General features: G+C 70.4%; 27 protein-coding genes, 2 tRNA genes and 1 pseudogene. 20 read left to right on the top strand and 10 right to left on the bottom strand.

Going from position 1 to position 26,684, the window contains the following annotated elements:
• Positions 1–10 precede the first annotated feature (10 nt).
• A complete protein-coding gene (locus ACIQMV_RS18320) occupies positions 11–484 on the top strand; it encodes a PPOX class F420-dependent oxidoreductase (RefSeq protein WP_141359961.1) in 474 nt (157 codons plus the stop codon).
• Here the strand turns inward: ACIQMV_RS18320 and ACIQMV_RS18315 are convergent, their stop codons facing one another.
• The 5 genes from ACIQMV_RS18315 to ACIQMV_RS18295 form a co-directional block, all read right to left on the bottom strand.
• Positions 485–1,249, bottom strand: a complete 765-nt coding sequence (locus ACIQMV_RS18315) for a TetR/AcrR family transcriptional regulator (RefSeq protein ID WP_402593813.1) — start codon at positions 1,247–1,249, stop codon at positions 485–487.
• Positions 1,250–1,465: 216 nt separating this feature from the next.
• Positions 1,466–2,956 (bottom strand): MFS transporter, encoded by a 1,491-nt coding sequence (locus tag ACIQMV_RS18310; RefSeq protein ID WP_141359959.1) that lies wholly within the window; start codon positions 2,954–2,956, stop codon positions 1,466–1,468.
• Between the two features lie 188 nt (positions 2,957–3,144).
• A complete protein-coding gene (locus ACIQMV_RS18305; RefSeq protein ID WP_402593811.1) occupies positions 3,145–3,882 on the bottom strand; it encodes a response regulator transcription factor in 738 nt (245 codons plus the stop codon).
• Between the two features lie 166 nt (positions 3,883–4,048).
• Positions 4,049–4,933 carry a DUF2797 domain-containing protein gene (locus ACIQMV_RS18300; RefSeq protein ID WP_402593809.1) on the bottom strand — a complete coding sequence of 295 codons (885 nt, stop codon included), beginning with the start codon at positions 4,931–4,933 and terminating at the stop codon, positions 4,049–4,051.
• Positions 4,934–5,529: 596 nt separating this feature from the next.
• Positions 5,530–6,054, bottom strand: a complete 525-nt coding sequence (locus ACIQMV_RS18295; RefSeq protein ID WP_402593807.1) for a GNAT family N-acetyltransferase — start codon at positions 6,052–6,054, stop codon at positions 5,530–5,532.
• Positions 6,055–6,482: 428 nt separating this feature from the next.
• Here ACIQMV_RS18295 and ACIQMV_RS18290 point away from each other — a divergent pair, with 428 nt between their 5' ends.
• From ACIQMV_RS18290 to ACIQMV_RS18270, 5 genes and pseudogenes are all read left to right on the top strand, one after another.
• Complete coding sequence (locus ACIQMV_RS18290) at positions 6,483–6,695, top strand: hypothetical protein (protein ID WP_402593805.1); 213 nt, start codon at positions 6,483–6,485, stop codon at positions 6,693–6,695.
• A gap of 828 nt (positions 6,696–7,523) precedes the next feature.
• Positions 7,524–7,841, top strand: coding sequence for a hypothetical protein (locus tag ACIQMV_RS18285; RefSeq protein WP_402593804.1), 318 nt, complete (start codon positions 7,524–7,526; stop codon positions 7,839–7,841).
• 586 nt (positions 7,842–8,427) lie between these two features.
• Positions 8,428–8,745: pseudogene (locus tag ACIQMV_RS18280) on the top strand (N-terminal phage integrase SAM-like domain-containing protein); the annotation flags it as partial.
• Positions 8,646–8,867 carry a hypothetical protein gene (locus ACIQMV_RS18275; protein ID WP_402593802.1) on the top strand — a complete coding sequence of 74 codons (222 nt, stop codon included), beginning with the start codon at positions 8,646–8,648 and terminating at the stop codon, positions 8,865–8,867. The pseudogene ACIQMV_RS18280 and the gene ACIQMV_RS18275, both read left to right, overlap by 100 nt.
• Positions 8,868–8,892: 25 nt before the next feature.
• Positions 8,893–9,354, top strand: coding sequence for a tyrosine-type recombinase/integrase (locus tag ACIQMV_RS18270; RefSeq protein ID WP_402593800.1), 462 nt, complete (start codon positions 8,893–8,895; stop codon positions 9,352–9,354).
• A 497-nt stretch (positions 9,355–9,851) separates the two neighbouring features.
• Here ACIQMV_RS18270 and ACIQMV_RS18265 read toward each other — a convergent pair whose 3' ends face one another.
• Positions 9,852–11,015 carry a hypothetical protein gene (locus ACIQMV_RS18265; protein WP_402593798.1) on the bottom strand — a complete coding sequence of 388 codons (1,164 nt, stop codon included), beginning with the start codon at positions 11,013–11,015 and terminating at the stop codon, positions 9,852–9,854.
• A gap of 662 nt (positions 11,016–11,677) precedes the next feature.
• On the opposite strand from ACIQMV_RS18265, the gene ACIQMV_RS18260 reads away from it, so the two are divergent.
• Positions 11,678–11,971, top strand: a complete 294-nt coding sequence (locus tag ACIQMV_RS18260) for a hypothetical protein (RefSeq protein ID WP_402593796.1) — start codon at positions 11,678–11,680, stop codon at positions 11,969–11,971.
• A gap of 258 nt (positions 11,972–12,229) precedes the next feature.
• On the opposite strand, the gene ACIQMV_RS18255 is transcribed toward ACIQMV_RS18260, so the two are convergent.
• Together ACIQMV_RS18255 and ACIQMV_RS18250 are read right to left on the bottom strand one after the other, a co-directional pair.
• On the bottom strand, positions 12,230–12,979 hold the full coding sequence (locus ACIQMV_RS18255; RefSeq protein WP_402594002.1) for a glycosyltransferase family 2 protein: 750 nt from the start codon (positions 12,977–12,979) through the stop codon (positions 12,230–12,232).
• Positions 12,980–12,987: 8 nt separating this feature from the next.
• Positions 12,988–13,776, bottom strand: a complete 789-nt coding sequence (locus ACIQMV_RS18250; RefSeq protein ID WP_402593794.1) for a GntR family transcriptional regulator — start codon at positions 13,774–13,776, stop codon at positions 12,988–12,990.
• Between the two features lie 161 nt (positions 13,777–13,937).
• Here ACIQMV_RS18250 and ACIQMV_RS18245 point away from each other — a divergent pair, with 161 nt between their 5' ends.
• From ACIQMV_RS18245 to ACIQMV_RS18195, 11 genes are all read left to right on the top strand, one after another.
• Positions 13,938–14,294: a hypothetical protein gene (locus ACIQMV_RS18245; protein WP_365436196.1), complete on the top strand. Its 357-nt coding sequence runs from the start codon at positions 13,938–13,940 to the stop codon at positions 14,292–14,294.
• Between the two features lie 3 nt (positions 14,295–14,297).
• Positions 14,298–15,653 (top strand): FtsK/SpoIIIE domain-containing protein, encoded by a 1,356-nt coding sequence (locus ACIQMV_RS18240; RefSeq protein WP_402593792.1) that lies wholly within the window; start codon positions 14,298–14,300, stop codon positions 15,651–15,653.
• A gap of 20 nt (positions 15,654–15,673) precedes the next feature.
• The gene (locus ACIQMV_RS18235; RefSeq protein ID WP_402593791.1) at positions 15,674–16,357 is read left to right on the top strand and encodes a DUF2637 domain-containing protein; all 684 of its coding nucleotides are present in this window, start codon (positions 15,674–15,676) and stop codon (positions 16,355–16,357) included.
• 21 nt (positions 16,358–16,378) lie between these two features.
• Positions 16,379–16,573, top strand: coding sequence for a hypothetical protein (locus ACIQMV_RS18230; RefSeq protein ID WP_402593790.1), 195 nt, complete (start codon positions 16,379–16,381; stop codon positions 16,571–16,573).
• Between the two features lies 1 nt (position 16,574).
• Positions 16,575–16,766, top strand: coding sequence for a mobile element transfer protein (locus ACIQMV_RS18225; protein WP_344569109.1), 192 nt, complete (start codon positions 16,575–16,577; stop codon positions 16,764–16,766).
• A gap of 12 nt (positions 16,767–16,778) precedes the next feature.
• Complete coding sequence (locus tag ACIQMV_RS18220) at positions 16,779–16,934, top strand: hypothetical protein (protein WP_402593788.1); 156 nt, start codon at positions 16,779–16,781, stop codon at positions 16,932–16,934.
• Between the two features lie 20 nt (positions 16,935–16,954).
• Positions 16,955–17,281 (top strand): SpdD-like protein, encoded by a 327-nt coding sequence (locus ACIQMV_RS18215; RefSeq protein WP_402593787.1) that lies wholly within the window; start codon positions 16,955–16,957, stop codon positions 17,279–17,281.
• Positions 17,282–17,374: 93 nt separating this feature from the next.
• Positions 17,375–17,554, top strand: a complete 180-nt coding sequence (locus tag ACIQMV_RS18210; RefSeq protein WP_402594000.1) for a hypothetical protein — start codon at positions 17,375–17,377, stop codon at positions 17,552–17,554.
• A 4-nt stretch (positions 17,555–17,558) separates the two neighbouring features.
• Positions 17,559–18,950: a replication initiator protein RepSA gene (gene repSA, locus ACIQMV_RS18205; RefSeq protein WP_402593785.1), complete on the top strand. Its 1,392-nt coding sequence runs from the start codon at positions 17,559–17,561 to the stop codon at positions 18,948–18,950.
• Positions 18,947–19,153, top strand: coding sequence for an excisionase family DNA-binding protein (locus ACIQMV_RS18200; protein ID WP_402593783.1), 207 nt, complete (start codon positions 18,947–18,949; stop codon positions 19,151–19,153). Before repSA ends, ACIQMV_RS18200 begins: the two co-directional genes overlap by 4 nt.
• The gene (locus ACIQMV_RS18195; protein ID WP_402593781.1) at positions 19,150–20,376 is read left to right on the top strand and encodes a tyrosine-type recombinase/integrase; all 1,227 of its coding nucleotides are present in this window, start codon (positions 19,150–19,152) and stop codon (positions 20,374–20,376) included. The genes ACIQMV_RS18200 and ACIQMV_RS18195 overlap by 4 nt, the downstream gene beginning before the upstream one ends.
• 77 nt (positions 20,377–20,453) lie before the next feature.
• On the opposite strand, the gene ACIQMV_RS18190 is transcribed toward ACIQMV_RS18195, so the two are convergent.
• Positions 20,454–20,526: transfer RNA gene (locus ACIQMV_RS18190), tRNA-Arg, on the bottom strand.
• Between the two features lie 196 nt (positions 20,527–20,722).
• Positions 20,723–20,813: transfer RNA gene (locus ACIQMV_RS18185), tRNA-Ser, on the bottom strand.
• Positions 20,814–20,988: 175 nt separating this feature from the next.
• Here ACIQMV_RS18185 and ACIQMV_RS18180 point away from each other — a divergent pair.
• Together ACIQMV_RS18180 and ACIQMV_RS18175 are read left to right on the top strand one after the other, a co-directional pair.
• Positions 20,989–21,540, top strand: coding sequence for an SSI family serine proteinase inhibitor (locus ACIQMV_RS18180; protein ID WP_402593779.1), 552 nt, complete (start codon positions 20,989–20,991; stop codon positions 21,538–21,540).
• Between the two features lie 257 nt (positions 21,541–21,797).
• Positions 21,798–26,651, top strand: coding sequence for a PAS domain-containing protein (locus tag ACIQMV_RS18175; protein ID WP_402593777.1), 4,854 nt, complete (start codon positions 21,798–21,800; stop codon positions 26,649–26,651).
• The last annotated feature ends 33 nt before the right edge of the window (positions 26,652–26,684 follow it).

The following is a 26,684-nucleotide window of genomic DNA, read 5'->3' as shown; positions in this document are numbered from 1 at the left end:
GGCTGCGCGTATGGCACCCGACATCGCGACCAACACCCGCGTCTCGCTGGACGAACTGCTGGACTTCGTACGGCCACGCCACCGCGCCCTGCTGCTGACCCGGCGGGCCGACGGCAGCCCGCAGGCCTCGCCGCTGACCTGCGGAGTCGACGACTCCGGGCGGATCGTTGTCTCCACCTACCCGGAGCGGGCCAAGACCCGCAACGCCAAGAAGGACGCACGCGTCGGCGTCGTCGTGCTGAGCGACGAGTGGAACGGCCCGTGGGTGCAGATCGACGGCACCGCCGAGGTCCTCGACGCACCGGACTCCGTGGAACCCCTGGTGGAGTACTACCGCAACATCGCGGGCGAGCACCCGGACTGGGACGAGTACCGGGAGGCCATGGTCAGGCAGGGCAAGTCGATCATCCGGATCACTCCGCGGCGCTGGGGGCCGGTGGCGACCGGCGGGTTCCCGGCGCGGCTGGCACCGGGCGACGAGTAGTCAGCCGCGGGCGACCATCGCCTCGATACCGGCGACCAGCAGGTCCAAGGCGAAGGCGAAGTCGCGGTCCAGCATCTCCTCGACCGTGTCGCCGCCGCGGGCCGCCATGAGGATCGCGGACTCCCGGAGCACCTCGGTGGCGTCCGGGGCCCGGGTGGCCGCGCTCATCGCGTGCCGGAAGTAGTCGTCCGGGGCCATGCCCGCCTCGGCGCAGCGGGCCACGAAGTGGCCCTCGATCGTGCCGTAGCCGTACACGAACTGAAAGACGGCGGAGATCGCCCCGGTCAGCCGCTGCTCGGGCAGCCCGGTACGGCGGATGACCCGCTGCACCGTGCCCGAGAAGGCGAGCGAGTTCGGGCCGATGTTGAGGAACGTCCCGGCGAGCGGCGACAGCCAGGGGTGGCGCACCAGCAGCGCCCGGTACTCGGTGGTGAGCCGGCGCAACTGGTCGCGCCAGTCCGTCTCCTCGTCCGGTTCGGGCAGCCGCAGCTCGCCGAAGGCGGCGTCGAGGGCGAGTTCGAGCAGGTCGTCCTTGGTGTCGACGTACCAGTACACGGACATCGCCGTCACGTTCATCTCGGCGGCGAGCCGGCGCATGGAGAACTTCGCGAGTCCCTCCGCGTCCAGCAGCCGCACCGTGACCTCGGTGATCCGCTCCCGGTCGAGACCGGACGGCTGCCCGCCGCGCCCGCCGCGGCGCGCCTTGCCCTCCAGCCAGACGCTGGTCCGCGCCGCGCCCTTGGCCCCCTGGGCTGCCTTCACCATGGCGCACCTTCCTCGAACTCCTGAACCGCCGGTCGTGCCGGGCGCCCGAAGGCGCGCGGGGCGGTGCCCGGCAGGCACTCCGCCGCGGCGCGCGACCGGCCACGACGAACGCGCGGCCGCGCGGCGGCGGTGCCGCCCGAGCCGGTGTTGCGACCGGAAGGGTTCACCGGCTCGCGACGCCCGGCAGCTTCCCTGCAAACCTTTCCGGTCACAGCACTAGTGGGCCACCACCATCCCCGAGTCTGCCCGCTCAGCCCTGCGGAGCAACGCGGCGGCCAGCAGGCCACCGAGGAGCACGGCCACCGCTCCCACCAGCTGACTGGTCTCCAGTCCGGCGGAGAACGCGTCGGTCACCTGCTTCTTCTCGGCGGCCGACCCCGCCGCGGCCAGGGCCACCGGCAGGGACACCGCCGCGAACCGGGAGTTGAGCACCGCCCCCAGGACGGCCACTCCCAGGCCGTTGCCGAACTCCGCGAGCGTGCCGTTGATGCCCGCCCCGACGCCCGCCTTGGCCGGCGGGATCGCGCTCATGATGGCGTGGGCCATGGCCGGGTTGGCGATCGCGCAGCCCGCGCCGATCAGCAGAAGGCCCAGGAGTGTGCCGCCGTACCCGCCGGAGGCGAGCGTGGCGATCGACACCAGCCCGCCGGACATCAGCACCATGCCCAGCCCGATCGCCACCGGGGTGCCGAGTCGCGTCGTCCACCGGGCCGCGAGTCCGGTGAAGTTCAGCGCCACCACCGACAGGGCGAGCGGCGCGGTGCGCAGACCGGCCTCCAGGGGGCCGTAGCCGAGGACGAACTGAAGGTGCTGGGTGAGCAGGAAGAGCGCGCCGCCCATGCCGAAGGTGATCAGCACCGCCCCGGCGACCGCGCCCGTGAAGCGGCGGTCACGGAAGAAGTGCAGGTCGAGCATGGGGTACGGGATCCGGCTCTCGTAGAACGCGAAGAGGGCCAGCACCACCACCGCCACCGTCGCCGTGACCAGCACCCGTGTCGACGTCCAGCCGTGCGCGGGACCCGAGATGATCGCGTACACCAGCGAGGTCATGCCGACCGTCGACAGCAGCGCGCCGAGCAGGTCGGGCCGGTCCCCTCGGGGGTTCTTGGACTCCGGGACGAGGGCGAGAACCGCGATCAGGCCCAGTACGGCGACCGGCAGGTTGATCAGGAAGATCGCGCCCCACCAGAAGTGGTTCAGCATGAAGCCGCCGATCAGCGGGCCGATCGCGAAGCCGAGGGCGTTGACCGCGCTCCAGATGCCGATGGCCTTGGGATGCTCGGCCGGGGCGAAGATCTGCATCGCCACGGCGAGCGTGGTGGTCAGCAGCAGCGCCCCGCCGACGCCCATGCCCGCGCGGGCGGCGATCAACTGTCCGGTGGAGTCGGCGAGTGCGGCGGCCAGCGAACCGACGCCGAACAGGACGAGTCCCGCCACCAGCATCTTCTTGCGGCCGTACCGGTCGGCGGCGCTGCCCGCGGTCAGCAGCAGCCCGGACTGCACGAGCGAGTACGCGTTGATCATCCACTGGATGTCGGAGGTGGCCGCGCGCAGCTCACGGGTGAGGGACGGGATCGCGACGTTCAGAACGGTGTTGTCCAGCAGCACGGTGAGCTGGGCGAGGCAGATGACGCCGAGGATCAGCCAGCGCTGGGGGTGGCCCTGGGCGGCCTGCGGAGAGGTCTGCTCCGGCGAGGTCGTCGACATGCTATACACCGTATAGGACTGTCGATACGACGTACGAGCGCGCGGCGACGGCCGACGGCATGCGGCGCGCGGCGACAGCCGGACGTCAGCGGCACGTGCGGCGCGCGGCGACAGCCGGACGTCAGCGGCACGTGCGGCGCGCGGCGTGCAGAGTGCGGCCGGACCTCAGCGACGCGGAGAGTCTCGCCTCACCCCGCGGGCTTGATCAGGTAACCGGCCCCGCGCCGGGTGTGGATCATCGGTTCACGGCCGACGTCGATCTTCCGCCGCAGGTAGGAGATGTACAGCTCAACGACGTTGGCCTGCCCGCCGAAGTCGTACGACCAGACGCGGTCCAGAATCTGAGCCTTGCTGAGCACGCGGCGCGGGTTGCGCATCAGGAAGCGCAACAGTTCGAACTCGGTGGCGGTGAGGTGGATGTCCTCCCCTCCCCGCGACACCTCGCGACTGTCCTCGTCCAGACAGAGGTCGCCGACCACCAGTACGGAGTCGGAACGCCGGTCGGCGGCACCCGAGCGCCGGATCAGCCCGCGCAGCCGCGCCACGACCTCCTCCACACCGAACGGCTTGGTGACGCAGTCGTCCCCGCCGGCGGTCAGCCCGGCGATACGGTCCTCCGCGGCGTCCTTGGCGGTCAGGAAGAGGACGGGCACCCCGGGCAGTTCGCGGCGCAGCCGGCCCAGGACGGTGAGCCCGTCCATGTCGGGCAGCGTCATGGCCAGGACGACGGCGTCGGGCCGGAACTCGCGCGCGGCCCGGGCCGCGCCGTGCCCGTCCTGCGCGCTGCGGATCTGCCAGCCCTCGTAGCGCAGGGACATGGACAGCAGATCGGTGATCGACGGCTCGTCGTCCACCACAAGCACCCGGACGGGGCTCCCGTCCGGCCTCAGCAGTTCGGTGTGCCCCTGGGGCGAGGTCGTGGTCATGGGGGACACCCTTCAGGGAGCCTCTGAGAGCAGACTTTCACGGGTCTGTGATTTCCCTGAGAAACCCACAGGCGGTTCTCAGGAAACGCCTGGGAGGCGCGTGACTCGGCTGTGCCAGCCCGGGAAGTCTCCGGCAGCCAGGGACTTCCCCGGCGGTCGGCACGCTTCAGAACAGCCCGTCCTGCAGGCCGTCCTGCACGCCCGCCCGGTTCCGCAACTCCCTTACCGGCACGGTGAATCCCACGCTCTGGGCAGGTCGCAGTCCCCAGCCGGCCATCAGCCGCGTGTCCAGCACGACGACTCCGTCACCGGCCGCCAGGTGCAGATCGGGCCCGGCGGCCGCGACCAGGTCACCGCTCACCACCCCGCCCGCGACAAGCTCGGTCACCTCGCCCACGGCGGCCGGCAGACCGGCCAGCCCGAAGATCCCGGCGTGATCGACAGGCCGGAACGGCTCCCGCTCCAGCGTCTCCGGCCAGCCGCCGAGCGCGCTCGCCCGCGCGTGCATCGCTTCGATCTCGGCGGCCCGCTCTTCCTCGGTCACGGGAAGCGCGGACCGTACGGCGCGCTTCTCGGCGTACGGAATCCGGTCCGGGACCCCGAGCGCGGCGCGCAGCAACTCCTCGGTACGGCGCGCCGCCATGAGCGGACCCGCGCCCAGCCAGCTGAAGCAGACGGCCCCCTGCTCAAGCAGCCGCGCGGAACCCCGCTCCACGGCCGTGATCCCGGCCTTGACCATGGCGGGCCCGAACCACGCCAGATATACGTGGTAGGGCCGCGGGTCGTCGGCGATCGTGTCCGCGGCCACGGAGTGCGCCCTATCCAGCCGCGCGCACTCCTCGCACCGCGCCCCCGCGCTCCGCCCCGGCACCGCCGCCCGGACGGGACACACGTGCCCCCGCGCTCCCACGCATGTCCGCACTCCCCCTTCCGCGACCTCGAAGGCCACCCGTTTCCCCCACGGCAGCGCGCTTGACCGGCCGCCGTCCCACACCAGCACGGGACCGTCCGCCGACCACCGCAGCCCCGAGCACTTCCACACCCGCGTCATCCCTTGCGAGAGTACGGGCCCCCACTGACAACGCCTCCGGGGGCGGGCGCGCTCGGCCGACCGCTCAGGACCGGACGCGGGGTTCCACGGCCGGGGAACGATCAGTCACGGACGTCGGTGACCCCGGCCCCGCGCTGCCCACGCCGCCTGACGACAGACCCCTGCAACGCGAGAAACCCCGGATCACTCCCGGGCCTCTCGTCATCCATGAGGTGGGCAAAGCCCTGAGCCGATCCCGAAGCCCCCCTCGCCGAACGTTTCCCGGGCGGCTGAGGCCGACGACGAGAGACGGACCACCCCTCGGCCTGGACAGCATTCCGGGTGGTCCGGTCATGGAAGCCCTGATCAAGACCCCGGTGCCGATGGTGCCGGGGCGGTCGGCGTGCCGGAGGCAGGTGCGGCTACAACGCCGGCTTCCTGTTGACGAGTTGGAGAGGACGACCCTTGGAGTACGGCCGACGGAAACACGGTGCTGACCTCAGCCACCCCGGCACACGTGCCCGTCGCTGCTCCACGAGCAGGGCGCCGATGCCCGCTGAGGGGTGACAGTTACGGGCCGGAAGATGACGACGGCGGGGCCGGAGCCCAGGCAGGGCCTAGCGCAGCTCCCCATTCAGCATTCCCATGACGTACTGGTCGTACCAACGTCCGTCCCGGTGGAACACCTGCCGCAGCCGGCCCTCTTCGACGAAGCCGACCTTCAGGTAGATGTGGTGGGCCGCATGGTTCTCCGTGACCACTGTCAGGGAGATCTTGTGCAGCCGCATGGTGTCGAACCCGTACCGGCACATGGTGCGCAGCGCGTCGGTGGCGTAGCCCCGGCCCCAGTGGTTCTTCTCGCCCAGGTAGATGTCCAGCTCGGCACAACCCGTCTCCGGCTCGGCATCCCGCAGCCGCACCAACCCGATCAGCGTCTCGTCGTCACGCACCTCGATCCCGTACAGCGTGTCCCCGTACGTGTTCGGCCCCCGCTCCTCGAGGCGTTTGCGCACCCCCTCCAAGTGCTGGTCGTAATACGCGTCCAACCAGCACATCACGTCGGGGTCGTTGTTCCACCGCCACAACGACTCCGCGTCGGACGGTGCCAGCGCGCGCAGGCGTACGAGATTTCCAAGAATCATGGCGTGCATTGCAGCACGACGTGTGCGGCGCCTCCAGCGAATTCCACCTGCGAGGGCAGTGAACGATGTACGGCCCGGTGGCCATCCATCCGGCCGACCCTCCGCCCAGCCAGGCCGTGCGCCCAGGCACGGCCCAGGCAGCCGTGACCCCGCTTCATCGGCCACCGCGCTGAGCCCTGGGAAGTTGGTCGAGCGCCGGCTCTTGGCATGGGGCCCGGTCGCGGACGCCGCCCCCTCCGGAACAACGAGGAGACCACCCATCCGGCCGGGGTGGTCTCTTCGTTCCAGGGCCTGTCCGACGGGTCGCGTCACCACCCCGCACCCGCCAGCACTGTCACCCGAACGGCGCAACATGACGTGCCACCCACAGAGGTGAGGATCAATCTGACTAGTGCCCCAACCGAGGTAATCCGCGAAAGGGGAACCAAATGCGCATTCGACGAATCCTCGCCGCCGTCAGCGCCACGGCAGCCCTCGCCGGACTCGGCCTCACAGGCGCCGCCACCGCCACCGCCGCCACCGCACAGGGTGCCCCCGTCGTCGGCCCTCACCAGTGCATGGACGGCGGCGGAACGCCTCGGATCGACTTGCCGGGCAACCCCTGCGTGGGCGGTAAGTACGACGGGCAGCCGGTCGACTAAACCCCACAAGGCGTCCCGCAGCCACGCGCCGCGGGGCGCTCCCGCGCGAGCGTGGCCGGGAGAGTCGCAAGGACTGTGCCGACCCGTCGGGCACGCCAGGTCCGAGCCGGCCCGGAAGCACGCGGCGGGCGGGAGCTCCCGAACGCCGTCGCGCCGAGCGCAGCGAGCTGCCAAGGCTCGCCCGGTGTCCAGGATTCGAACCTGCGACACCCGCCTTAGGAGTTCGATCCACGCTCGCGCCTGGTGCTGTCGTCGGCTGCCCAACGGTCGCCCAGGGGCGCCGTTGTGTACCGCTGTCCGGCCTCGTTGATGTCAGCCGTGGAGGTCGGATGCCTTCTGATCTGTCAAGGCCGGCGCGGAGCGCCGCCGTAGGCGCCCTTCACCGACCTGACCAGCCGCACACTCAGCCGTCGGGCGGCCCGTCACCGCCCCAGCCCAGGTGGGGAATTACGTGTTGCTGATCATGGAGATCGTGGGGAATTTCATGACCGCTCACACATATTCGCCATCATGCCCCCGAACAGGCAAGATCGACTGAGGTGACGAAGCACAACTAGTCACCGTGGAATCGGCGGCAGCTGGCACGTCAATCACGGGGATTAGGCCATAAGTGGACATACTGGCCGGCGCTCGCTACGGTCGAATTAGAGACGCCACAACTGCGAGTAGTAGTCGGTCCGCAGGGAAGTTGGCGTCGGAAGCCGGAATCCACCGGCCTCATGGTGCCAGAGAGTGTAGATGCCGCTCCCTGATCAGCAACCGCGCGAAGGATGTGCTTGGCCAGGTCGAGGCACCATATGTCGTACCGCTTCAAGGAAGAGGCTGACTATGCGCGCGAAGCGAACCGTCGCACTCGTGGCGAGCCCCCTCGTCGCAGCCGTGGCCCTGGCGTTCTCGCCCGCAACCATGGCACAGGGCTCGGCCAACACCACCCACGCCGCGTCGGTGTCTGTGACTGAGGCCCCGAAGCCGCCCCTGGGGGCGAAGGAGGGCAATCGCGATGGACGGGTAGCCGGGCAGGCCGACGGCCCGGACTGCGCATACAAGCAGTCCTGGGCGCCGAAGACGACGAACTCGAAGTACATGCAGGCTTACACGGCCGCTTACGAAAGGAACTACGACAAGCTTTGCACTGAGGAAGCGTAGAACAGGGACTTCGCGAAGTCCGGCAGGATACTCCGGATGTCCCAAGCCCCAAAGACCAGGCTCCGCCGCTCGGCTGGCGGAGCCTGCCGCGTGAGCGCGGGCTCTCCTCACTGACTTGCACACGCACGTAGATAGCCGGGCACACTTCCTGGGCGGGCCAGCAGGGATGGCGCGGGATCTGGGACTGGACGAGGAAAGCCCTACTCGTCGCCGCTTTCGGGGCTCCATCTGCTCCGGCGTCGCCACACAGCGGAACCCGGTGTCGTCGTCATGCATCATCCCGTTGGCGTCGTTGGAAATAGCGGGAGCCCCCGGAAGAGAGGGATCATAAAGGCACTGCCTCGTAGTTCGTAGTTGCGCCGGGCCGCAGAAGAACCACCCTTTTAGGCGCGCAGACCAAAAAACGTCCACGCCTCAGTCAATGGGCTGGGGCGTTGGTGTTTGTTCAATGAATCCATGGTCGGCCGGGTGCGTTGGACGCTGGGCAAGCCAACCCGAGACGCGAGGCCCACAGGAGAAGACCCGTCAGGACATCCCGGCCGCCGAGTCCACCATGGCGTTCGGTGACTAGCTCACCTACTGGCTCGCCACCATCGCACCCCAGCGGCTCAAACCGTCAACGCTGAACAGTTACGAGGGTCTGACCCGCCTGTACATCCGACCCGCTCTCGGCAAGAAGCGACTGAACCGGTTGTCGCCGGCGGACGTGCGCCGGTTCCTCGCGGAGTTCAAGGACTCCTGCCTGTGCTGCCTGCGGGGTGCGGACGCGGAGCGTCCGGAGGGCAAGCGCGCTCGTGCTGCGCCGTGGGCCGTTGCTGCAAGCGTCGCCCGTCCGCCCGGACCGTCCAGTACATCCATGTCGTCCTCCGGTCCTCGCTGCAACAGGCGATTCGGGAAGAGCTGATCGCGCGGAACGTCGCGCGGATCGTGGAGACCGCCACCGTCACCCGCAAGGAGGTGCGTCCGCTGGACGCCGCAGAGGCTCGCATCATGCTCAAGACCGCCCGTACAGCGCATCCGGCGTGAGCTGATCTTCGTCAGTCCGAAGACGATGCGCTCCATTCGTACGGTGTCCCTCCCGAAGCACTGCATGCGGGCACTCACACAGCACCGAGCCCAGCAGGAACGGGAACGCAAGGTCGCGGGGAAAAAGTGGCAGCTCGCACCGGGGCAGCCGGATGGGCTGATCTTCACCACGACGACCGGTCGCGTCACGGACCCTCGCAGCCTGAACCGGATGCTCACCATCCTGTGCCGGGACGCCGGCGTACGACGGGTGCGAGTGCACGACCTCCGGCACACGTGCGCCTCGCTCCTGCTCGCACAGGGTGTGGACGCTCGCACGATCATGGAAACGCTCGGGCACAGCACGATCACGATGACGCTGGACACCTACGCGCACGTCATGAGCACGACGCTCAAAGCCGCCGCCGACCGGATGGACGACGCGCTGGGACTGTACGAGCCAGAGGAGAAAACAGACGGCGAGCAGGAGCCGGACACCGAGGATTGATCGACGCTTCGGGCCACGTTGATGTCAGCCGTTGATGTCAAAGGCCCCTCAAGATGATCCTGAGGGGCCTTTGACCTGTGTGCACTCGGCAGGATTCGAACCTGCAACCTTCTGATCCGTAGCTCTACAGGGATCGGGCGACAGCGGTCATACAGGTTGCCCTGTGGTCTCCCGAGGTCACTGCTGGGCGGGGACGATTGCTGTGGTTGCTGTATTCCGCTGCTGTACCGTCCCCGTCACCAATCCCGCCAGAAGTCGGTGATCTCGGCACGAGCCCGGCGGTCTGTCTGCGCAGCCGGACATGCCGGTCTACTGATCACCGGTCCCGCTGACCAACGAGGCAGAAGAAGCCCACGGCTCTGACCAGATCAGACGCCGTGGGCTTCAGTCGTTGTCGGTCGGCGTCGGCCGACCTTGGACGGCTCAGAGACGGCCCAGCCGTCCCAAGTCTGGAGGCTCATACGATGCGGGGCCCGACAGCGCACGGAGGCTGCCACCTAGCCTCCCAGCAACGTCACCAGAGCGCCTGCGATAGCTCCCGAAACCGCTCCTCCAGCCGTAGCGATGGAAACCAGGCGGTTGTCCAATCTGGACTCTACCTGCGTACTCATGCTCTCCAAGCGAGAAAGGTCAATCGACTCGATCATTGCTACTTCGTCAGAGTAGTCCGTCTCGAAGATGGGCATGCACGAGTTTTCCTTTGCTGCGCCGAAGAAATCGTTCTTGAGCTCCTTCCAATTCCGGAGCGTCACCTCGATGCCAGTCATGCAAACCCACGTCTGAGCGGAAAGTGAGCGGACCTCTGACCGCCACCCTCGGTTGCGCCATCGCATTACTATGCGCTTCCGGAGAGGTGTGGCTGCAGCCTCAACATGTGCCGAGTAATGAGAAAGGAGGCGTGCTGCCCTTCTCCAAGCCTCGGCTTCCAAGTCGATTATCCGGCGCCCGCTGTTTTTCTGACGGGCGAAATAGAGGGCGGTGCGACCGAAGCTGTAATTTAGGTCGATAAGTACACCTTCGGGATCCTCGCTGGGCGGAGCGGCTACGTCTACCGTCGTTCGATCAAAACCGAATACCCGGCAGTCTTCGAGGCCGTCTAGCTGCTTAATGACGAGATCGGAGTGCATGAAGACGTTCATGCAGGCTGGCGAGCATGCCTGATTGAATACGCCGAGATTCGCAGATGCGCAGATCTCTTCCAGTAGCTGCAGGATGATCTGACCGCCCGAACTCGGAATGGCCTCTCGCTCGTGACGCCAAAGGACCATAACCACAACTCCATCCCAAGAGACCCAATATGTGTCCGTTGGGATGTCATCGGCATGATGATGTTGCGGTTGGTTCTTGATCGGAACGACGATCTTAAAGAGGAGAGGCCTGTCGAATTGAACAGCACGCATGGCGTCGGATCCATGCATGACTTCATCCGAATCCGACTCGTCAGCGTTCGGGTAGACCGCTATGTGCGAACAGTAGTCAGTGTTGAGCTTTGCCCGTTTTACCCACTGAACTCTCGGGTCTCCCTGGAGGGCATTACATAGGTTCTCCATGTAGTCCCCGAATTTCCGCTTCTCCGGAGTGAGGAGAAAGATCGTCCCGATTCGGCAAAGGAAGGTGGGCCCATTATCCGGGGATCCCTGGGAAGCGTCAGGGTTCGTCATCGAACTTCCTCCTCGGTTGCAGATGCCTGCGGCGCTGGGGAGATCATAGAGCGGGCAGTCCGAGTGGTGAGGGTTGTTCCGGAAAGGTCGGCGGAACGGCTTTGGGCTGGAGCTGCTTTGGCGCGAGTGATCATGGCCCCGTAAGCTTCCGGCGCGTCGGGCAGTCTGTGGACCTGCCCGGTAAAGCACGACGTTGGGGCCATGATCTTCGAGGCTCGCGCCAAAGTGGCTGCCTAAAGCCGTGGAGCCGACCGCCCCAGCCCACGACGTACCGCTTCTCTGGCATCAGGCGGCTGATTGCTGTGCGCGCGGCACGGGCGCCGGCCGGGCTGGAGCGGGGCGGAGACAGGAGCGCAGGCCCGGCCGGGGGCCGGGCCGCGCGCGGTGAGCGGAGCGAGCCGCCTTGATGAAGTAGGGAAAGTCTTACCGCGTGCTGCTCGGGGCCTGTTCTAGCGCAGCTCCCCCTCCAGCATTCCCATGGCGTACTGGTCGTACCAACGTCCGTCCCGGTGGAACACCTGCCATAGCTGGCCAAAGTTGACGCGCGATCGGTCAGACACCGCCGCCCTCGTCGGCGACGCCAGCTGGCTCCGTCGTTGGTCTCGTCGACGAGGAAGTCCCGATTCGGCGACAGCCCGCCGCGGCGCTCGTAGGATGCCTGGATGCCTAAGCCGATACGGATGAGCCGCCGCTCGTGGGTTGTCGCCTGGGCGGTGCTGTGCGCGGCCGGCCTCGCCGCCACCGCCACACTGAACGCCTCCTCAGCACCGGACCCGCAGCCCGAGAAGTCCGTCAGTGCCGAGTGCGCCGAGCGCATCGCGGACATCGAGACGCAGCGGGCCAAGGCCAAGCAGGAAGGCAAGGGAGACGGAGTGCTGGTCTTCTCGCGAATCCAGGTCAGCACCGAGGACGACTGCCTTGACGATCTCCGTAACCACTTCGGTGGCGATCAGTGAGCCGCGCTACCTGGCTCGCCGCGATGGCAGGGCTAACCTTCGTCGGTGCCGGGGCGATCATTGCCGTGGGCGCCACGTCGGAACCGAAGCCGCGGCCCACGCCGCCGCGGGTGTACTCCTCCTGCCTGGCGGCCGACACCAAGCCGGTGTCTGCGGACGATGACCCATGCGACGGCCGCTGAAGAACGTCCGAGCGACCGTCCGCCGCCTGCCGACCTGGCCGACATCACCAGTTCAATCTCAGTAGCTAGGTCGGGCTCACAGGTGCCATGTGCTGAGCTTGCTCAACGCTTCGGCGCGTTCTTCAATGATCTTCATCCGGGCGGGCCGCTCGACTTCATGATGGTGGGCGTCCTGGGCAGTGCTCTGTCCGGGCCACTTGCGGTAGAGCAATCCGCACTCCTCGATGAACCACCCGGTGCTCACGGCGTTCAGCGCCATCAAGAGGCCGGTGTCCTCGGAGGCTGGGAGCGCCATCCATCCGCCCAACGCGGTCACCAGGTCGCGCCGTGCGCACAGCGTCGCTGGGTGAACCTGTGCCCTGTAGTCGTGCGTCCGCCACCGTTCCAGGACGGCACTCTTGGCGATCGGGCCAGCTGGCGGGTCGCCCTCGAAGCCGACGGTTGACCCGTCCGGCAGGAGGTCAAGGACGCGTGATGTCGTCCAGGCGACCGCACTCTGCTCGGTCAGGACCGTGATATCTCGGAGTAGTGCCCCAGGGGTGAGCTTGTCGTCGGCGTCCAGCACCTTGACCAGGTCGCCGCGGGCCCGGGCGAGTGCCATCGTGCGAGCCATGCCGGCGCGTCCGTGCCGACCCTGATCGAAGCTGATCCGGGAGTCCGCGGGGACGTGTGGCCGTACGTCTTCGGTCTCGCCGTCCTCCTGGATGAGCCACTCCCAGTCCCAGCCGGGGGGCATCTCCTGCTGGGTGAGTGACGAGTAGGCGTCGGCGAGGTACCGCGCACTCGGCCCATGCACCGGTGTGATCACTGAGACAAGGTTCGTCATGCGACCGTTCACCACCTTTCCAGTGGGGTCACGCACTTCACGGCGTAGCGGTCGCCGGGCAGTACCACGTCTGCCACCTCCACGATCCGGCCGCCGATGTCGTAGAGAGTCTTCCGGACATCCATGACCGCGACACCTGGCACAAGCCCCAGCTCCTCGACCTCCTCGGAGGTCGGCGGACGCGCGGTCACGACCTCCTCGACCCGGTCCACCTCGATCCCCACGGTGTGCAGCTGATTCATGGTGCCGCCGGGCCACGGCTCCTGTCCCTCGTCGAGCAGATCGGGGTTCTGCTCTGCGAGCTCGTAGGGGATGTACGACCGGGCCACGTTCAAGGGCTCGTCCTCGTCCACACTGCGCGTGCGATACGTCCGCTTGAGTACGGCGGTGCCTGGCTCGACGTCCAGCGCTGCGGCGAGGGTGTCCGAGGCTTCGACCCGCTCATACTCGGCATTAAATGCCAGCTGCGCGATCGTGAGGCCGGTGTCTCGCTCGGTAGCGCCCGTGGTGCTGCGCTCCTTCAGGTCCGCGCGCGCACGGTCCTTCTCCCACTGATGGCGAAGGTTGCTCCGCTCTGCCCTCTGCCGCTGCTTGCGTACGAAGTTGCCTCGGCCGTGCCGCTTCTCGATCAGCCCCTCGTTCTGGAGCGCGCCCAGGGCCTGCCGCAGCGTGGGCAAGCTGACCTTGTACTCCGTGACAAGTGTCGTCTCTGGTGGCAAGCGGTCCCCGGGGGCGTACTGGCCGGACTCGATGCGTCGGCGCAAATCCTCAGAAACCTTCTCGTATCGCTTCGCCATCTGCGGGCCTCCTAGATCTGCGCACAGTCTAAGTCCTCAAGAGGACTTGACGACTAGTCGGGGAGCCCTCATAGTCGTACTCGCAACTCCTAAGGAGGAGTTGAGGACATGAACTCTGCATGAGCCGACAGTGGTTCGGCCTGGCGAAAGCGAGAGACACGATGCGTCAGATCCCCGTGGAAACCTCCGCCGCGACCGTGATGGTCGCCAAGGCCCCGCAGCCCAAGGTCAAGGACCGCCGTACCGGTGAGATCGCCACCGACGCCGAGACCGGCGCGCAGCTGATGACCGTGGACGTGATGTTCGCGGCGAACGACGAGGTGGAGATCCTGTCCCTCACCGTCCCGGAGCCCGGCATCTCCGGTGAGCTGGCCATGGGCACCCCGGTCGCGCTGACGGGTCTGATCGCCCGGCCGTGGGAGAACGAGTTCAACGGCCAGAAGCGGCACGGGATCGCCTTCCGGGCGGTTGCGGTGACCTCGCTGGTCGACACCGCCGCGAAGCCGAAGGCGGCCTGAGCCATGACGTGGCTGTTCGTGGCCCTGGTGCTGGTCGTCGCTGCTGCGGGTCTCCTGCGGTGGCGGCGCCCCGCCTGGTACTGGCTGACCCTCGGGGTCACCCTCGCCGCCTTACGGGTCCTGGTCCGGTACGGCTCGGTCATGGATGCCTGCGGTCTGACGGTCCCGGCCCCTCGCTGGCGCCTGACCGTGGCGCGGGTGGCCAACCGGCCCGTCCCCGGTCCCCGTGCCCCGCTCATCCTGCGGGTGCGGCCGACCCGGACCGGCCTGGTACTGCGCCTCAAGCTCCGCCCCGGTCAGGACGCCTTCGACGTAGCGGCGTCGTGTGACCGGCTGCGGCACTCGTTCGCCCTGTACGGCGTCACCTCCCGTGAACTGCGCTCGGGCGTGGTCGAGGTGCGGATGACCGGCTATGACGTGCTCAAGCGGGTGCAGATGCCGACGTTGGTCGACACCCGGCCGATGCGGGTCCCGGTCGCCCTGCGCGAGGACGGAGCCGTGCACTACCGCGACTACCGGGCCGTACCCCACGCGCTCACCCTCGGCGCCACGGAGTCCGGCAAGTCCGTCTATCAGCGCAACCTCGTGGCCGCGCTCGCCCCGCACCGGGTCGCCCTGGTCGGCATCGACTGCAAGCAAGGGGTGGAGCTGTTCCCGCTGGCCCGCCGGTTCTCCGCGCTCGCCGACAACCCCGACACCGCCGCCCAACTCCTGGATGCGCTGGTGTCCCACATGGAGGGCGTCTATCAGCTCATCCGCGCCGAGCAGCGAATCACCGCTGACGTGCCGGATGCGGAGATCGCCGCCGACATCTGGGACCTGCGCGAGGACCTGCGGCCGGTGCCGATCGTGGTCCTGGTCGACGAGGTCGCCGAACTCGCCCTGTTCGCCAGCAAGGAGGAGGAGAAGCGGCGGGACCGGATCATCACCGCACTCGCGCGGCTCGCCCAGCTCGGCCGCGCCGCCGGCATCTATCTGGAGGTCTGCGGGCAGCGCTTCGGCTCCGAACTCGGCAAGGGCATCACCATGCTCCGCGCCCAGCTCACCGGCCGCACCGCCCACCGCGTCAACGACGAAGCCAGCGCGAACATGGCCCTCGGCGACATCGCCCCGGACGCCGTGCTGGCCGCGATCCAGATCCCCACCGACACCCCCGGCCTCGCCATCACCGGCGACTCCACCGGCGGATGGGCCCGCATCCGCGCCCCGCACACCTCGCTGCGCCAAGCCGTGAACACCTGCAACCGGCACGCCGACCTGACCCCGGACCTGCCCGCCCTCGCGTCGTTCCGGCCCGCGCTCGGCACCCTCAAGCCCGTTCCCTCCCCGGCCGTTGAGTCCGCCCCGGCCGCCGCCTGAGCCAGGAAGGAGAAGCCACCATGCCCCGCTCGGCCCTGCGTGTGGATGCCGTCCTGGTACAGGCCGTCATCGCCGGTGCCCTGTCCTTCGCCCACCTGCACGACCTCGCCGCCGCCGCCGGACAGGACGGCTGGAAGGCGTGGGCCTACCCCATCTCGGTGGACCTGCTCCTGGTCGCCGCCTGGCGTCGGCTCCGCTCCGACGGGCCGTCCCGGCTGGCCTGGTGCTGGTTCCTGATCGCCCTGGTGGCCTCGCTCGGCGCGAACGTGGCCACCGCCGGGTTCCTCGACCTGGACCACCCGCCCGCCCTGCTCCGCCTCGGCGTCGCCGGATGGCCCGCCCTCGCCTTCCTCGGCGGCACCCTCCTCGCCCACTCACCCGCGCACCGCTCCCCGGCCCCGCCGGCACCCGCCACCCCGGACCCGGATCCCGCGTCCGAGGTGGAGCCCGAACCGGCCGCCGTCGCCGAGCCGGACCCGGCGCCCGAACCCGTCGCAGTCCCGGAGCCCGAGGAGACCCCGGCCCTGCCCACCCCGACACCGCCCCCGGCCGTGCCGGTCCCGGCCGCGCTGGTCGACCACGCCCGCAAGGTCGCCGACGACCACCGCACTCGGACGGGATCCCCGATCGATACCGACACCCTTCGCGCCCGCCTCGGCGTCCCGCCGCACCTGGCCGATGCCGTCGCCGCCCAACTCGCCTGACCCGGAAGAGAGGGAACGCCGATGACGCGTGACCCGGCCGACCTGACGGCCGCCGACTACCTCGACGGCGCCCGCGAGATGACCGCCGCCAACCGGCCCTACCTCGCCCACCTGCTCGCCGAGGAAGCCGCCCAGCGCACCACCGACCCGGCCACCGCCGCCGGTATCCGCGCCTCCTTCCCTGACCCGGCCACGACCCGTGAGGAGACCGACTGACATGCCTGCCCGCGACTTCTTCCACTCCGTGATGCGGATCGGCCCCGTGCAGATCGGCACCCATCGCGACCGCCACGGCACCACCAAGCACGCCGCCGTGTGCAGCTCCGACGGATGCGGCTGGTCCGCCGACTACACCAGTCAGTCCGCTGCCCAGCTCGCCGCCCGCACCCACCGCTGCAAGGTCCGCTAGGAGGCCAACGCCATGCAGGTCCCGCTCTGGCTCGCCCTGCTCTGCGTCGGAGCCCTCGGCGTCAAGCTCATCCGCCCGCCCTGGTGGCTCGTCGCCGTGCTGCTCCTCGGCGGCTATCTCCTCGCCGACAGCCTCTTCGCCCCGGTCATCGACACCGCCGTCAAGTAACCCGCGAAAGGAGAAACGCCATGCTCCGGCCCAAGCTCCCGACCATGCCCCAGCCCACCGGCATCGTCACCCCGCCCGCGGTCGTCGTCGAGCCGACCGCCATCATCCTGGGCACCCCGGCCCCGCCGCCGGTCCCCGTCGCCCCGGTCCCGACCTCGACCCGGCCCACGATCCAGCTCACGCCCGGCACCGCGCTCGCCCTCGTCGGCGGCGGCACCGCCGTCGTCCTGGTCGTCGGCGCCGTCCTGGTCTCCATGCTCCTCGCGGTCGCCATCACCGGCGCCTCGGTCGCCGTCTGCGCCCTGGTGATCCGCTCCCTGATCAGCGCCGACAACCGGCGCCGCTGAGCGGCCCCCGGAGCGGCCTCGGTCGCCAAACTTCGCCCGCTCCGGGCGCCTTCCCACCCTCCAGATCCAACGGACCCGAAAGGCAAGCCCATGATGCCCCAGCACGCCCCGACCCGGCGTATCTGCCGCGACTGCGACGGCTTCGCCGCCGTCGCCATCACCACCGGCACCCGCCACACCGACGGCTCCCGCGTGACGGTCTACGTCACCTGCCCGACCTGCAAGGGCACCGGCCACCTCCTCCCCGCCGCCCTCGTCCGGGCCGGGAGGTAACAGCGTGACCGACACCGCCACCCTGGCGGGCCTGGACCCGACCACCCTCGGCGACCTGCTGCGGGTGGCCGGGTCCCCCGGCTTCGACCGCTGGCAAGACCAGATCCGCCGCACCGGCGGCTGCGCCGACCCCATCCACCTCACCGGCTGGGTCCTTCACAAGGACAGGACCACCGGCCAGACCCTGCACCACTACAGCACCGAGGGTGAGCCGGGCGGGCGGCTCCGCGTCGCCTGCGGCAACCGCCGCGCCTCCCGCTGCCCCGCCTGCGCCTGGACCTACGCGGGCGACACCTACCACCTCATCCGCGCTGGCCTTGCCGGGGACGACCGCCGCGACATCCCCGCCACCGTCCGGGATCACGCGCGCGTCTTCGCCACCCTCACCGCACCCTCGTTCGGACCGGTCCACAACCGGCCCGACCACGGCGCCTGCCGCTGCGGCACCCGCCACGCCCCGGACGCCCCCGAACTGGGCACCGCCCTCGACCCGGACACCTACGACTACGCGGGTGCCGTGCTGTTCAACAACCACGCGGGCGACCTATGGCAGCGCTTCACCAACCGGCTCCGCCGCGAGATCGCCGCCCGCGCCGGCATCACCCAACGGGAACTGAAGGAGTTGGCCCGGCTGTCGTACGGCAAGGTCGCCGAGTTCCAAAAGCGCGGCGCTGTGCACTTCCACGCCGTGATCCGCCTCGACGGACCCGACGGGCCGGACGCCCCGCCGCCGTCCTGGGCCACCGTCGACCTGCTCGCCGACGCAATCGGCGCCGCCGCCGCACACTCCTACACCTCGGTCTCCGTCCCGGCCGCCGGGGACCAACCGGCCCGCACCTTCCGCTGGGGCCGACAGCTCGACGTCCGGCCGGTCAAGGCGTTCGGGGACGGCTCCGACATCACCGAACAGGCCGTCGCCTCCTACGTCGCCAAGTACGCCACCAAAGCCGCCGAGAACACCGGCACCCTCGACCGCCGCATCGGCGAACTCGCCGAACTCGACCGCCACGGCGTCCCCGACCACACCCGACGCCTGATCGAAGCCTGCAAGATGCTCGACCCGCTGTACCCGGACCGCCGTTTGTGGGCCTGGGCTCACATGCTCGGCTTCCGCGGCCACTTCTCCTCCAAATCCCGCCGCTACTCCACCACCCTCAGCGCCCTCCGCCAGGCACGCGCCGACTACCGCGCCGCCCAGGAACACGGCGCCCTCGGCCTGGACGACGCCGAGCCGGACACCGTCCTCGTCCTCGCCGACTGGCAGTACGCCGGACACGGCCACACCCCCGGCGAATCCGCCCTCGCCGCCACCATCGCCCGAGACCTCCAGCTCAACCGCGAAACCGCCCGCGAAGCCCTACGCGACCAACTCGCCCAGGAAGGAACTGCTTCATGACAACAGCTGTGATCACGCGCAAGTGGTACAGCACGGCAGAGGTTGCCGAGATGCTCGGATTCGGGCTGTCGAAGACGAAGATGCTCGTCCTCACCGGAGAGATCCGCTCCGTGAAGGTCGGCCGCAACCGGCGCATCCTGCCGGAGTGGGTCGATGAGTACATCGGGCGCGTTACCGCCGAGTCCTGGGCGGTGTCGGCATGAGCGGCAAGCGCGCCAACGGTGAAGGCTCGATCTACCCGTACAAGAACGGCTTCGCCGCATACGTCTGGGTCGACACTCCGGACGGCAAGCGCAAGCGTAAGTACGTCTATGGCAAGAGCCGGGAAGAGGTCCACGACAAGTGGATCAAACTGCATGGTGAAGCCAAGAAGGGGCCGGTGGCCACCCGGCACCGCACCCTCGCCGCGTTCCTCGCGTACTGGCTCGACGAGATCGTGAAGCCGAATCTTGCACCCCTGACGTACGTCTCCTACGAGGGATCGGTGCGGCTCTACATCAACCCTCACCTCGGTACGAAGCGGATCGACAAGCTCACGGTCCGGGATGTGCGCGAGTGGATCAACAAGCTCGCCGCCACCTGCCAGTGCTGCGCCCAGGACAAGGATGCGAAGCGTCGCCCCGAACAGCGGCGTTGCTGCGCCATCGGCGAGTGCTGCGAGGCCTTCCCCTCGCGGCGTGTCGTCCAGGCGGCCCGCGATGCCCTCCGGGCGGCGCTCACGCACGCCGTGGCTGAAGAGGAGATCGGCAAGAACGTGGCCTCTCTGGTCAAGGTCCCCAAGCCTCGGCGCCGGAGAATCAAGCCGTGGTCGGTCGCTGAAGCCGGGCGGTTTCTCGCCGACTGTGCCGCTCGGGACGATCACCTCTTCGCAGCCTGGATGCTCGTGCTCTGCCTCGGCCTGCGCCGGGGTGAAGTCCTGGGCCTCACCTGGAACTCGGTGGACTTCGAGACCGGCGAGATCTACGTGGATCACCAGATCCAGCGAGCCGGGCGGCAGATCCTCCACCGCGAGACCAAGACCGAGGAGTCCGACGACTTCCTTCCGCTCCCGGCGCTCTGCCTAAAGGCGCTTCGGATGCGTCGGGCACAACAGATCGGCGACCGGAAGGCAGCCGGGGAGCTGTGGCAGGGCAGCCATGACCTGATCTTCACCACGAAGTACGGCACGCCGATCGAGCCGGGCAACCTCACCCGGATGTTCGCCCTGCGGGCTCGCCGTGCCGGCCTCCGAGTCATCCCGCTGCGGAACACTCGGCACACCTGCAGCTCACTCCTGGTGGCCTTGAAGGTGCACCCCAAGGTGGCACAGCGCATCCTGCGGCACTCGCAGATCGCCATGACGATGGAGGTCTACGCCGAAGCGAGCGAGGAAGAGGTGCGCGCCGCGATCAGCAAGCTGTCCGACGCGATGGGCGGTAGCGGTTGACGCGGTTGCTGTACTTCGCTGCTGTACGCCCCTGAAACGTCAAAGGCCCCGGATCACTCCGGGGCCTTTGACCTGTGTGCACTCGGCAGGATTCGAACCTGCAACCTTCTGATCCGTAGTCAGATGCTCTATCCGTTAAGCTACGAGTGCTTGTTCTGTTTTTGTCTTCGCTCCGGGCCCTTCCGGGCCGCTCGCGGCGACAGGAAGAACATTACATGACTGCCGCCGCCATGTGAAATCCATTCCCCCCACCCCTTGTGACCTGCGGAAACAAGGTCCGGAGCGGGACGGAACCGGCAACGCCGAAGCCCCGGTCCAGAGGGACCGGGGCTTCGGTGATCATGCGCGGAGGCGGAGGGATTTGAACCCTCGATGGGCTTTAAGGCCCAAACCGCATTAGCAGTGCGGCGCCATAGACCGGACTAGGCGACGCCTCCAGCACAACCGCTCACGCGAGCGCGCGAGTGGTGCGTGCAGATGATGACACAGCCGAGTGGGGTGTCACCAATCGCCCCCTACGGTACTAGGCAGGTGGGGCCCAGGGCAAAGCCCTTCCGCTGGCGTCGGGCGGCCGGGCCGCAACGTCCGGGGGCGCGAGGCGTTAGTCCGGGCATGACACAGATCGGATCACTCCCAGCCCGACGTTCCGCGGTGTCGCGGGCGCTGGCACTCGGCGCCTCCGCCGTGCTCGCCGGGCTCGCCTCGGTCTCGGCCGTGCCCGCCGCCTCGGCCGCGGCGCCGCCGCCCGTCCGGGTCGAGGACCGGGCCGGCGACCACCTCACCGTCACCGTGCGGCACGCGGGCCCGGGCAGGGACGGAACGTACAGGCTGTACTGCCACCCGGCCGGGGGCAGCCACCCCGACGCCCGCCGCGCCTGCGACGTGCTCGACCGGAACACGCACTGGGGGCGGGAGCCCTTCGCCCCCGTGCCCGCCGGCAGCGTGTGCACCATGCAGTACGGCGGTCCCGCCACCGCCCGCATCACCGGCACGTGGGCCGGGCGCCGCGTCGACGCGGCCTACGACCGTGGCGACGGCTGCCGGATCGACCGCTGGAACCGGCTCGTGCCGCTGTTGCCCGACCTCAGCGCTCCGAGGCCGGCCGCGGTGTCCCGTACCGGCGCGGGGGCGGGAACGGGCGCGCAGGCGCGCACCCGTGCGTAGGCGGGGACGGGGGCACCGGCGCGCAGGTACATGTCGAAGGTGCGGCGGACCGGGAGTCCGTAAAGGTCTCGCGGAGGTCGTGCGAAGCGAAATCGTCCGGTCACAGGTTCGACGTCAACTCCGCGTGCGACCTCCCTCTCATCCTGCGTCGCGGGAGCAACCTCTGCGCATAGACTCCCTCGCGTGACACGCTGCGGGCCGGTTGGCAAGATGGCCTCCGCGGTCGGCAAGGTGCGGTGACAGGGAGGAAGCGTCTCGTGAGCAGCAGGCCATCCCGAGGCGCTGCTCGCCTCGCTGCCATACTCGACGCGCTGCCCGACGCCCTGGTGCTGGTCAACGCGAACGGCACCGTCGTCAACGCCAACACCATCGCGCTGGAGGCCTTCGAGACGCCGGGCACCGCCCTCGTCGGACGCGGCCTGCTCGATCTGCTGCCGCAGTTCGACTCCAAGCTGATTCCCGGCTCCATGCGGCGCCCCGATCACATCGATCCGCGCGGGCGGACCAAGCCCACCCGGATGATGGCGCGGCGGACCGACGGGTCCGAGTTCCCGGTCGAGGTCACGAGCGCGAATCTGGAGAACAGCCAGCAGGCCTACGACGGCCACGGCTACAGCGGCGACGAACTGCTGATGCTGGTCGTCCGCGATCTGTCCGGCACCGTCGACACCGAGGCCGAACTGGCCCGTTCACAACGGCAGACCGAGATGATCCTGCGGGCCGCCGCCGAGGGTGTCGTGGGCACCGACACCGACGGGCGGATCGTGCTCGTCAACCCCGCAGCCGCCCAGATACTGGGCTACCGGGCCGGTGAACTCGGCGGCCGCGAGCTGCACACCCTCGTCCTGCACTCGCGCCCCGACGGCTCCCCCTTCGCGTACGGGGAGTCCCCGCTCGCCGACACCCTGCGCTCCGGGCGCAAGCACCGGGTGCGCGGACAGGTGCTGTGGTCCAAGGCCGGCGACAAGGTTCCCGTCGATCTGACCACCGCGCCGGTGCGCGACGGCGACCAGCTCGTCGGCGCCGTCATGACCTTCACCGACCGGCGCCCCTACGACGCGCTCGCCGACGAGAAGGCCGCCGAGGAGCAGCGCCACGAGGAGCGGCTCGACGAGCTCGCCGAGGCACACGCCTCCGAGCTCACCGCCCTGCGCCAGCAGCACGTCACCGAGATCGAGGAACTCACCGAGCGCCACGAGGAGCAACTCGCGGCGAACGAGGAGCGCTACGCCGCCCTCGGCGAGCGGGAGAAGGACCGCTACGAGGCGCTGGCCGGCCGGCACGAGCAGTTGCTGACCCTCCTCGGCGGCTCCCTGCGCGGGCCCCTGGACGAACTGCGCCGCGAGCTGGCCGCCCTCGCCGCCGACGACGCCGGACAGCTGTGGCCCGAGGCCAACCAGGTACTGCACCACCTGTCGGCCGGGTACTCCCGGATCACGACGCTGATCGACAACGTCCTCGGCTACCAGCGCCTCGACACCGGCAGCGAGGAGATCACCCGGACGAAGGTGATGCTGGACGCGGTCGTCGCCGCCGGTGTCGACGGCGCCGTCGAACTGATCGGCCCCGGGCGGGTGCAGTTCGCCGTGCACGCGCCGCCCATCGAGGCCGAGGTCGACCCGCGGCGCCTGGCCACCGCGCTCGCGCACCTCGTCGCGGACGTCGCAGGCGTCGACGCGACGGGGAACTCGCCCGTCTCGGCGGGCGGTTACATGGACAACACCATCGTGGTGGCGGCGGCGCAGCGCGGTGAGGTCGTCCGGATCGAGGTGCGCGGGCCGTACGCCGGGGGAGACCCGGTGCACGAGCCGATCGTGCGCGGGATCGTCCGTGCGCACGGCGGCGTGCTCCAGACCCACGAAGTGCCGGGCATGAGCGGCAGCGCGTACGTCCTGGAGGTGCCGCTCGGCGGCGGTGCCGGCGTCGTCGCGGCCCCGGCCCCGGCCCCGGTTCACGCCCTGGAGCCGGCCGCGGTTTCCGAAGAGCCTGCCCCGGCGGAGCCCGCCGTGCCCGAAGAGCCGTCGGGCGCCGGGCGGCGGCGGGCCCGGCGGTCCTCGACGGACGCGTTCCTCGAGAGCGGCAGCGAGCAGGACACCGCCGGTGCCGCGGCGGCTCCGACCGGTCGGCGCAGGCGGCGGGCGGCCGAGCCGTCCCAGGAGACGGGGCAGGTTCCGGCCCAGGACGCGGACGGCCCCGGCGGTACGGGACGGCGGCGCGGACGGCCCGGCGACGACGCGGCGGGCGTGTCCGAGGGTGCCGTGGTCATGGCGGCCGAGCACGGCGCGGGAACGGCGGCCTCGGGTACGGGACTCGGCGGTACGGTGCCGCCGCAGGGCGTACCCGCGCCCACCGGGCGGCGCGCCAGGGGCGAGGTCGGCCCGCCCGAGGCACTGCCGGCGGCGCTGCCCGCAGCTGCCGACGCGCAGACCGAGGCGGCGCAGACCGAGGCGGCGGGCGGCGAGAACCCGGCGGCTTCCGGCCCGCAGCCGACCGGGCGCCGTCGGCGTGCCCTGGCGGCGGCGACCGAGCGTGCCGCCGCCCAGGAGGCGACCCCCCGTCCCGTCTTCGCCCTGCCGCCCGCGGAGGCCGACCGGCCCGCCGAAGGACCGGAGGCCGCGCAGGCGCTCCGGGTGCCGGCGCAGGGCGCCCCTGCCGTCGCCCCCCTGGGTGACGAAGGGCAGCACCAGGCCGTGCCCCACGACCAGGCCGACGACCACACGCCGCCGCAGCCGCACCCCACGAGCGCGCCCACGGGACGCCGGCGGCGGGCGGTGGCCCAGCCGCAGGACACCGCGGCGGCGGGCGCGACGCCCGTGCAAGGCGCGCCGGGTGCAACAGGTGTTCCGGGTGTTCCGGGTGCGCCTGCCGGGGCTGTGCCCGTGCCGTTGCCGGGCGCGCCCGCACTGGGCACGGCCGGACCGGGCGTTCCGGCTCAGGCAGGCCCGGGTGGCGCACAGGCGCTCCCGCAGCCCGCTCCGCAGATGACTCCGGGTCAGCCCGCCGTGCCGCAGGGCGTGCCCGGTCAGCCCGTCGCACCGCAGGGCGTGCCCGGTCAGCCCGTCGCACCGCAGGGCGTGCCGGGACAGCCCACCCCGCAACAGCTGACCCCCGGTCAACCTGTCGCTCCCCAGGGCCTGCCCGGTCAACCCGCCCTGCCGCAGGGCGTGCCCGGTCACCCCGCCGTACACCAGGCGGCTCCCGGACAGCCCGCCGCGCCGCGTGGCGTGCCCGGACAGCCCGTCGCCCCGCAGGGCGTGCCCGGACAGCCCACCCCGCAACAGATGACCCCCGGTCAGCCCGTCACGCCACAGGGTCTGCCCGGTCACCCCGCCGTGCCCCAGGCGGCTCCCGGACAGCCGGGTGCAGGGCCGCAGGCTCCCGGGCAGCAGCCCGTTCCTGGACAGGCGCTGCCCGCGCAGCACCCGTCCGCGCAGGCGGCCCTGCCCGCACAGGTGCCGTCGCCGGAGCACGGGGCCGCAGGTACGGTGCCCGCTCCCGCGCACGGCATCGCCGGTCAGCCGCTCCCCCAGCAGCCCGCCGCACTCGCCCCCCTGCAGAACCCCGCCGTCCCGGCCCCGGCTCCCGCCCAGCCCTCGGCCGGGCCGCTCCCCGCGCAGCCCGTCCCCGCGCAGGGCATCCCGGCCCCAGGCACCCCGGCGCAGGCGGCCCCCGGCGCGGGTGGCGGCCCCGTACCGCCGAACGCCACCGGCGCCCCCATGCCCCCGGCCCAGGCCCTTCCCCAGCCGCCTGCCCCCGGAGCACCCCGTACCCCAGGTACACCGCCCCACGGCATCCCGGCCGCCGCCGGCCCCGTCCTCCCTCCCGAGCAGGCGAGGGGACAGGCCGCCGTACAGGCCCAGCCCACCGGACAGCAGCCCGGCCCCGGCGCCCCGGCAGCGCGCGCGGCCCAGCCGCTGCCCGCCGAGGCCGCCGCGCCCGTCGACCTCAACTCGACGCAGGGGCGGGCGATCAGCGTGCGCACGCTGGGGCAGGGCGTGCCGTTCAGCCGTCAGGCGGCACAGGTGCAGGCACCGCAGCCGCCGTCGGCCACGCCGCCCCCGCAGACGACCGGCGGTTCCGGCCGCCGCCGCAAACTGGGCACTCCGCCCGACCCGGCCGCCGCCGCGCGCCCCCAGACGCAGACCCCGCCGCAGACGCAGGCACAGCGGCCGGACCAGACGGCCCGCCCGCACCCGCCGGCCGAGCAGCCCCCCGCGCAGCCCTCCCTGGGCGGACCCGCCATGGCCGTCGGCACCGAGGGCGGCGGACGGTCGTACGCCATCGGGGCTCCGGACGAGAACGCCGCCGAGGGTCCCGAGCCGCTGGACGGTCCCGGTGGTGCCGTGGAGATCGCGGACACCCCGCGGCCGCAGCCGATGGACGACGAACTGCCGCCGGAACCGCTGGACAACCCGCGTCGGCTGCTGGTCTGGCCGGCCCCCGACGTCACCACCCAGCAGGCGCTGAGCGACCGCGGCTACCGGCCGGTCATCGTGAACTCGCGCGAGGAGGTGGACGCGCAGATCGCGGCCTTCCCCGCCGCGCTGTTCGTCGACCCGCTGACTGGGCCGATCACGCGCACGGCGTTGCAGTCGCTGCGGCAGGCGGCCGTCGCCGCCGAGGTGCCGGTGCTGGTCACGGCCGGACTCGGGCAGGCGACGCGCGAGGCGGCCTACGGCGCTGATCCGGCCGTACTGCTGAAGGCGCTCGCGCCGCGCGACAGCGAGCAGCATCCGCCGCGTGTGCTGCTGATCGAGGAGCACGCGGAGATCGCGCTGGCGCTGACGGCGACGCTGGAGCGGCGCGGGATGCAGGTGGCGCGGGCCGCGAGCGACAACGACGCGGTGACGCTCGCCGGGCAGTTCCGGCCGAACCTGGTCGTGATGGACCTGATGCAGATGCACCGGCGCCGCGCCGGGATCCTGGACTGGCTGCGCGCGAACGGGCAGCTCAACCGCACGCCGCTGGTCGTCTACACGGCCGCCGTCGGCCAGGCCGACCTGCCGCGGCTGGCCTCGGGCGAGACGGTGCTGTTCCTCGCGGAGCGGTCCACCAGCGACGAGGTGCAGAGCCGGATCGTCGACCTGCTGGCCCGCATTGGTACCAACTGACCAGCCGACCGACCAGCCGACCGGCTGGCCCAC

The organism is Streptomyces sp. NPDC091412 (assembly GCF_044756885.1).
In the GTDB taxonomy this organism is placed as follows: Bacteria; Actinomycetota; Actinomycetes; order Streptomycetales; family Streptomycetaceae; genus Streptomyces.
The sequence above is the reverse complement of the archived record's forward strand: the minus strand, read 5'-3'. Positions and strand labels throughout refer to the sequence as shown.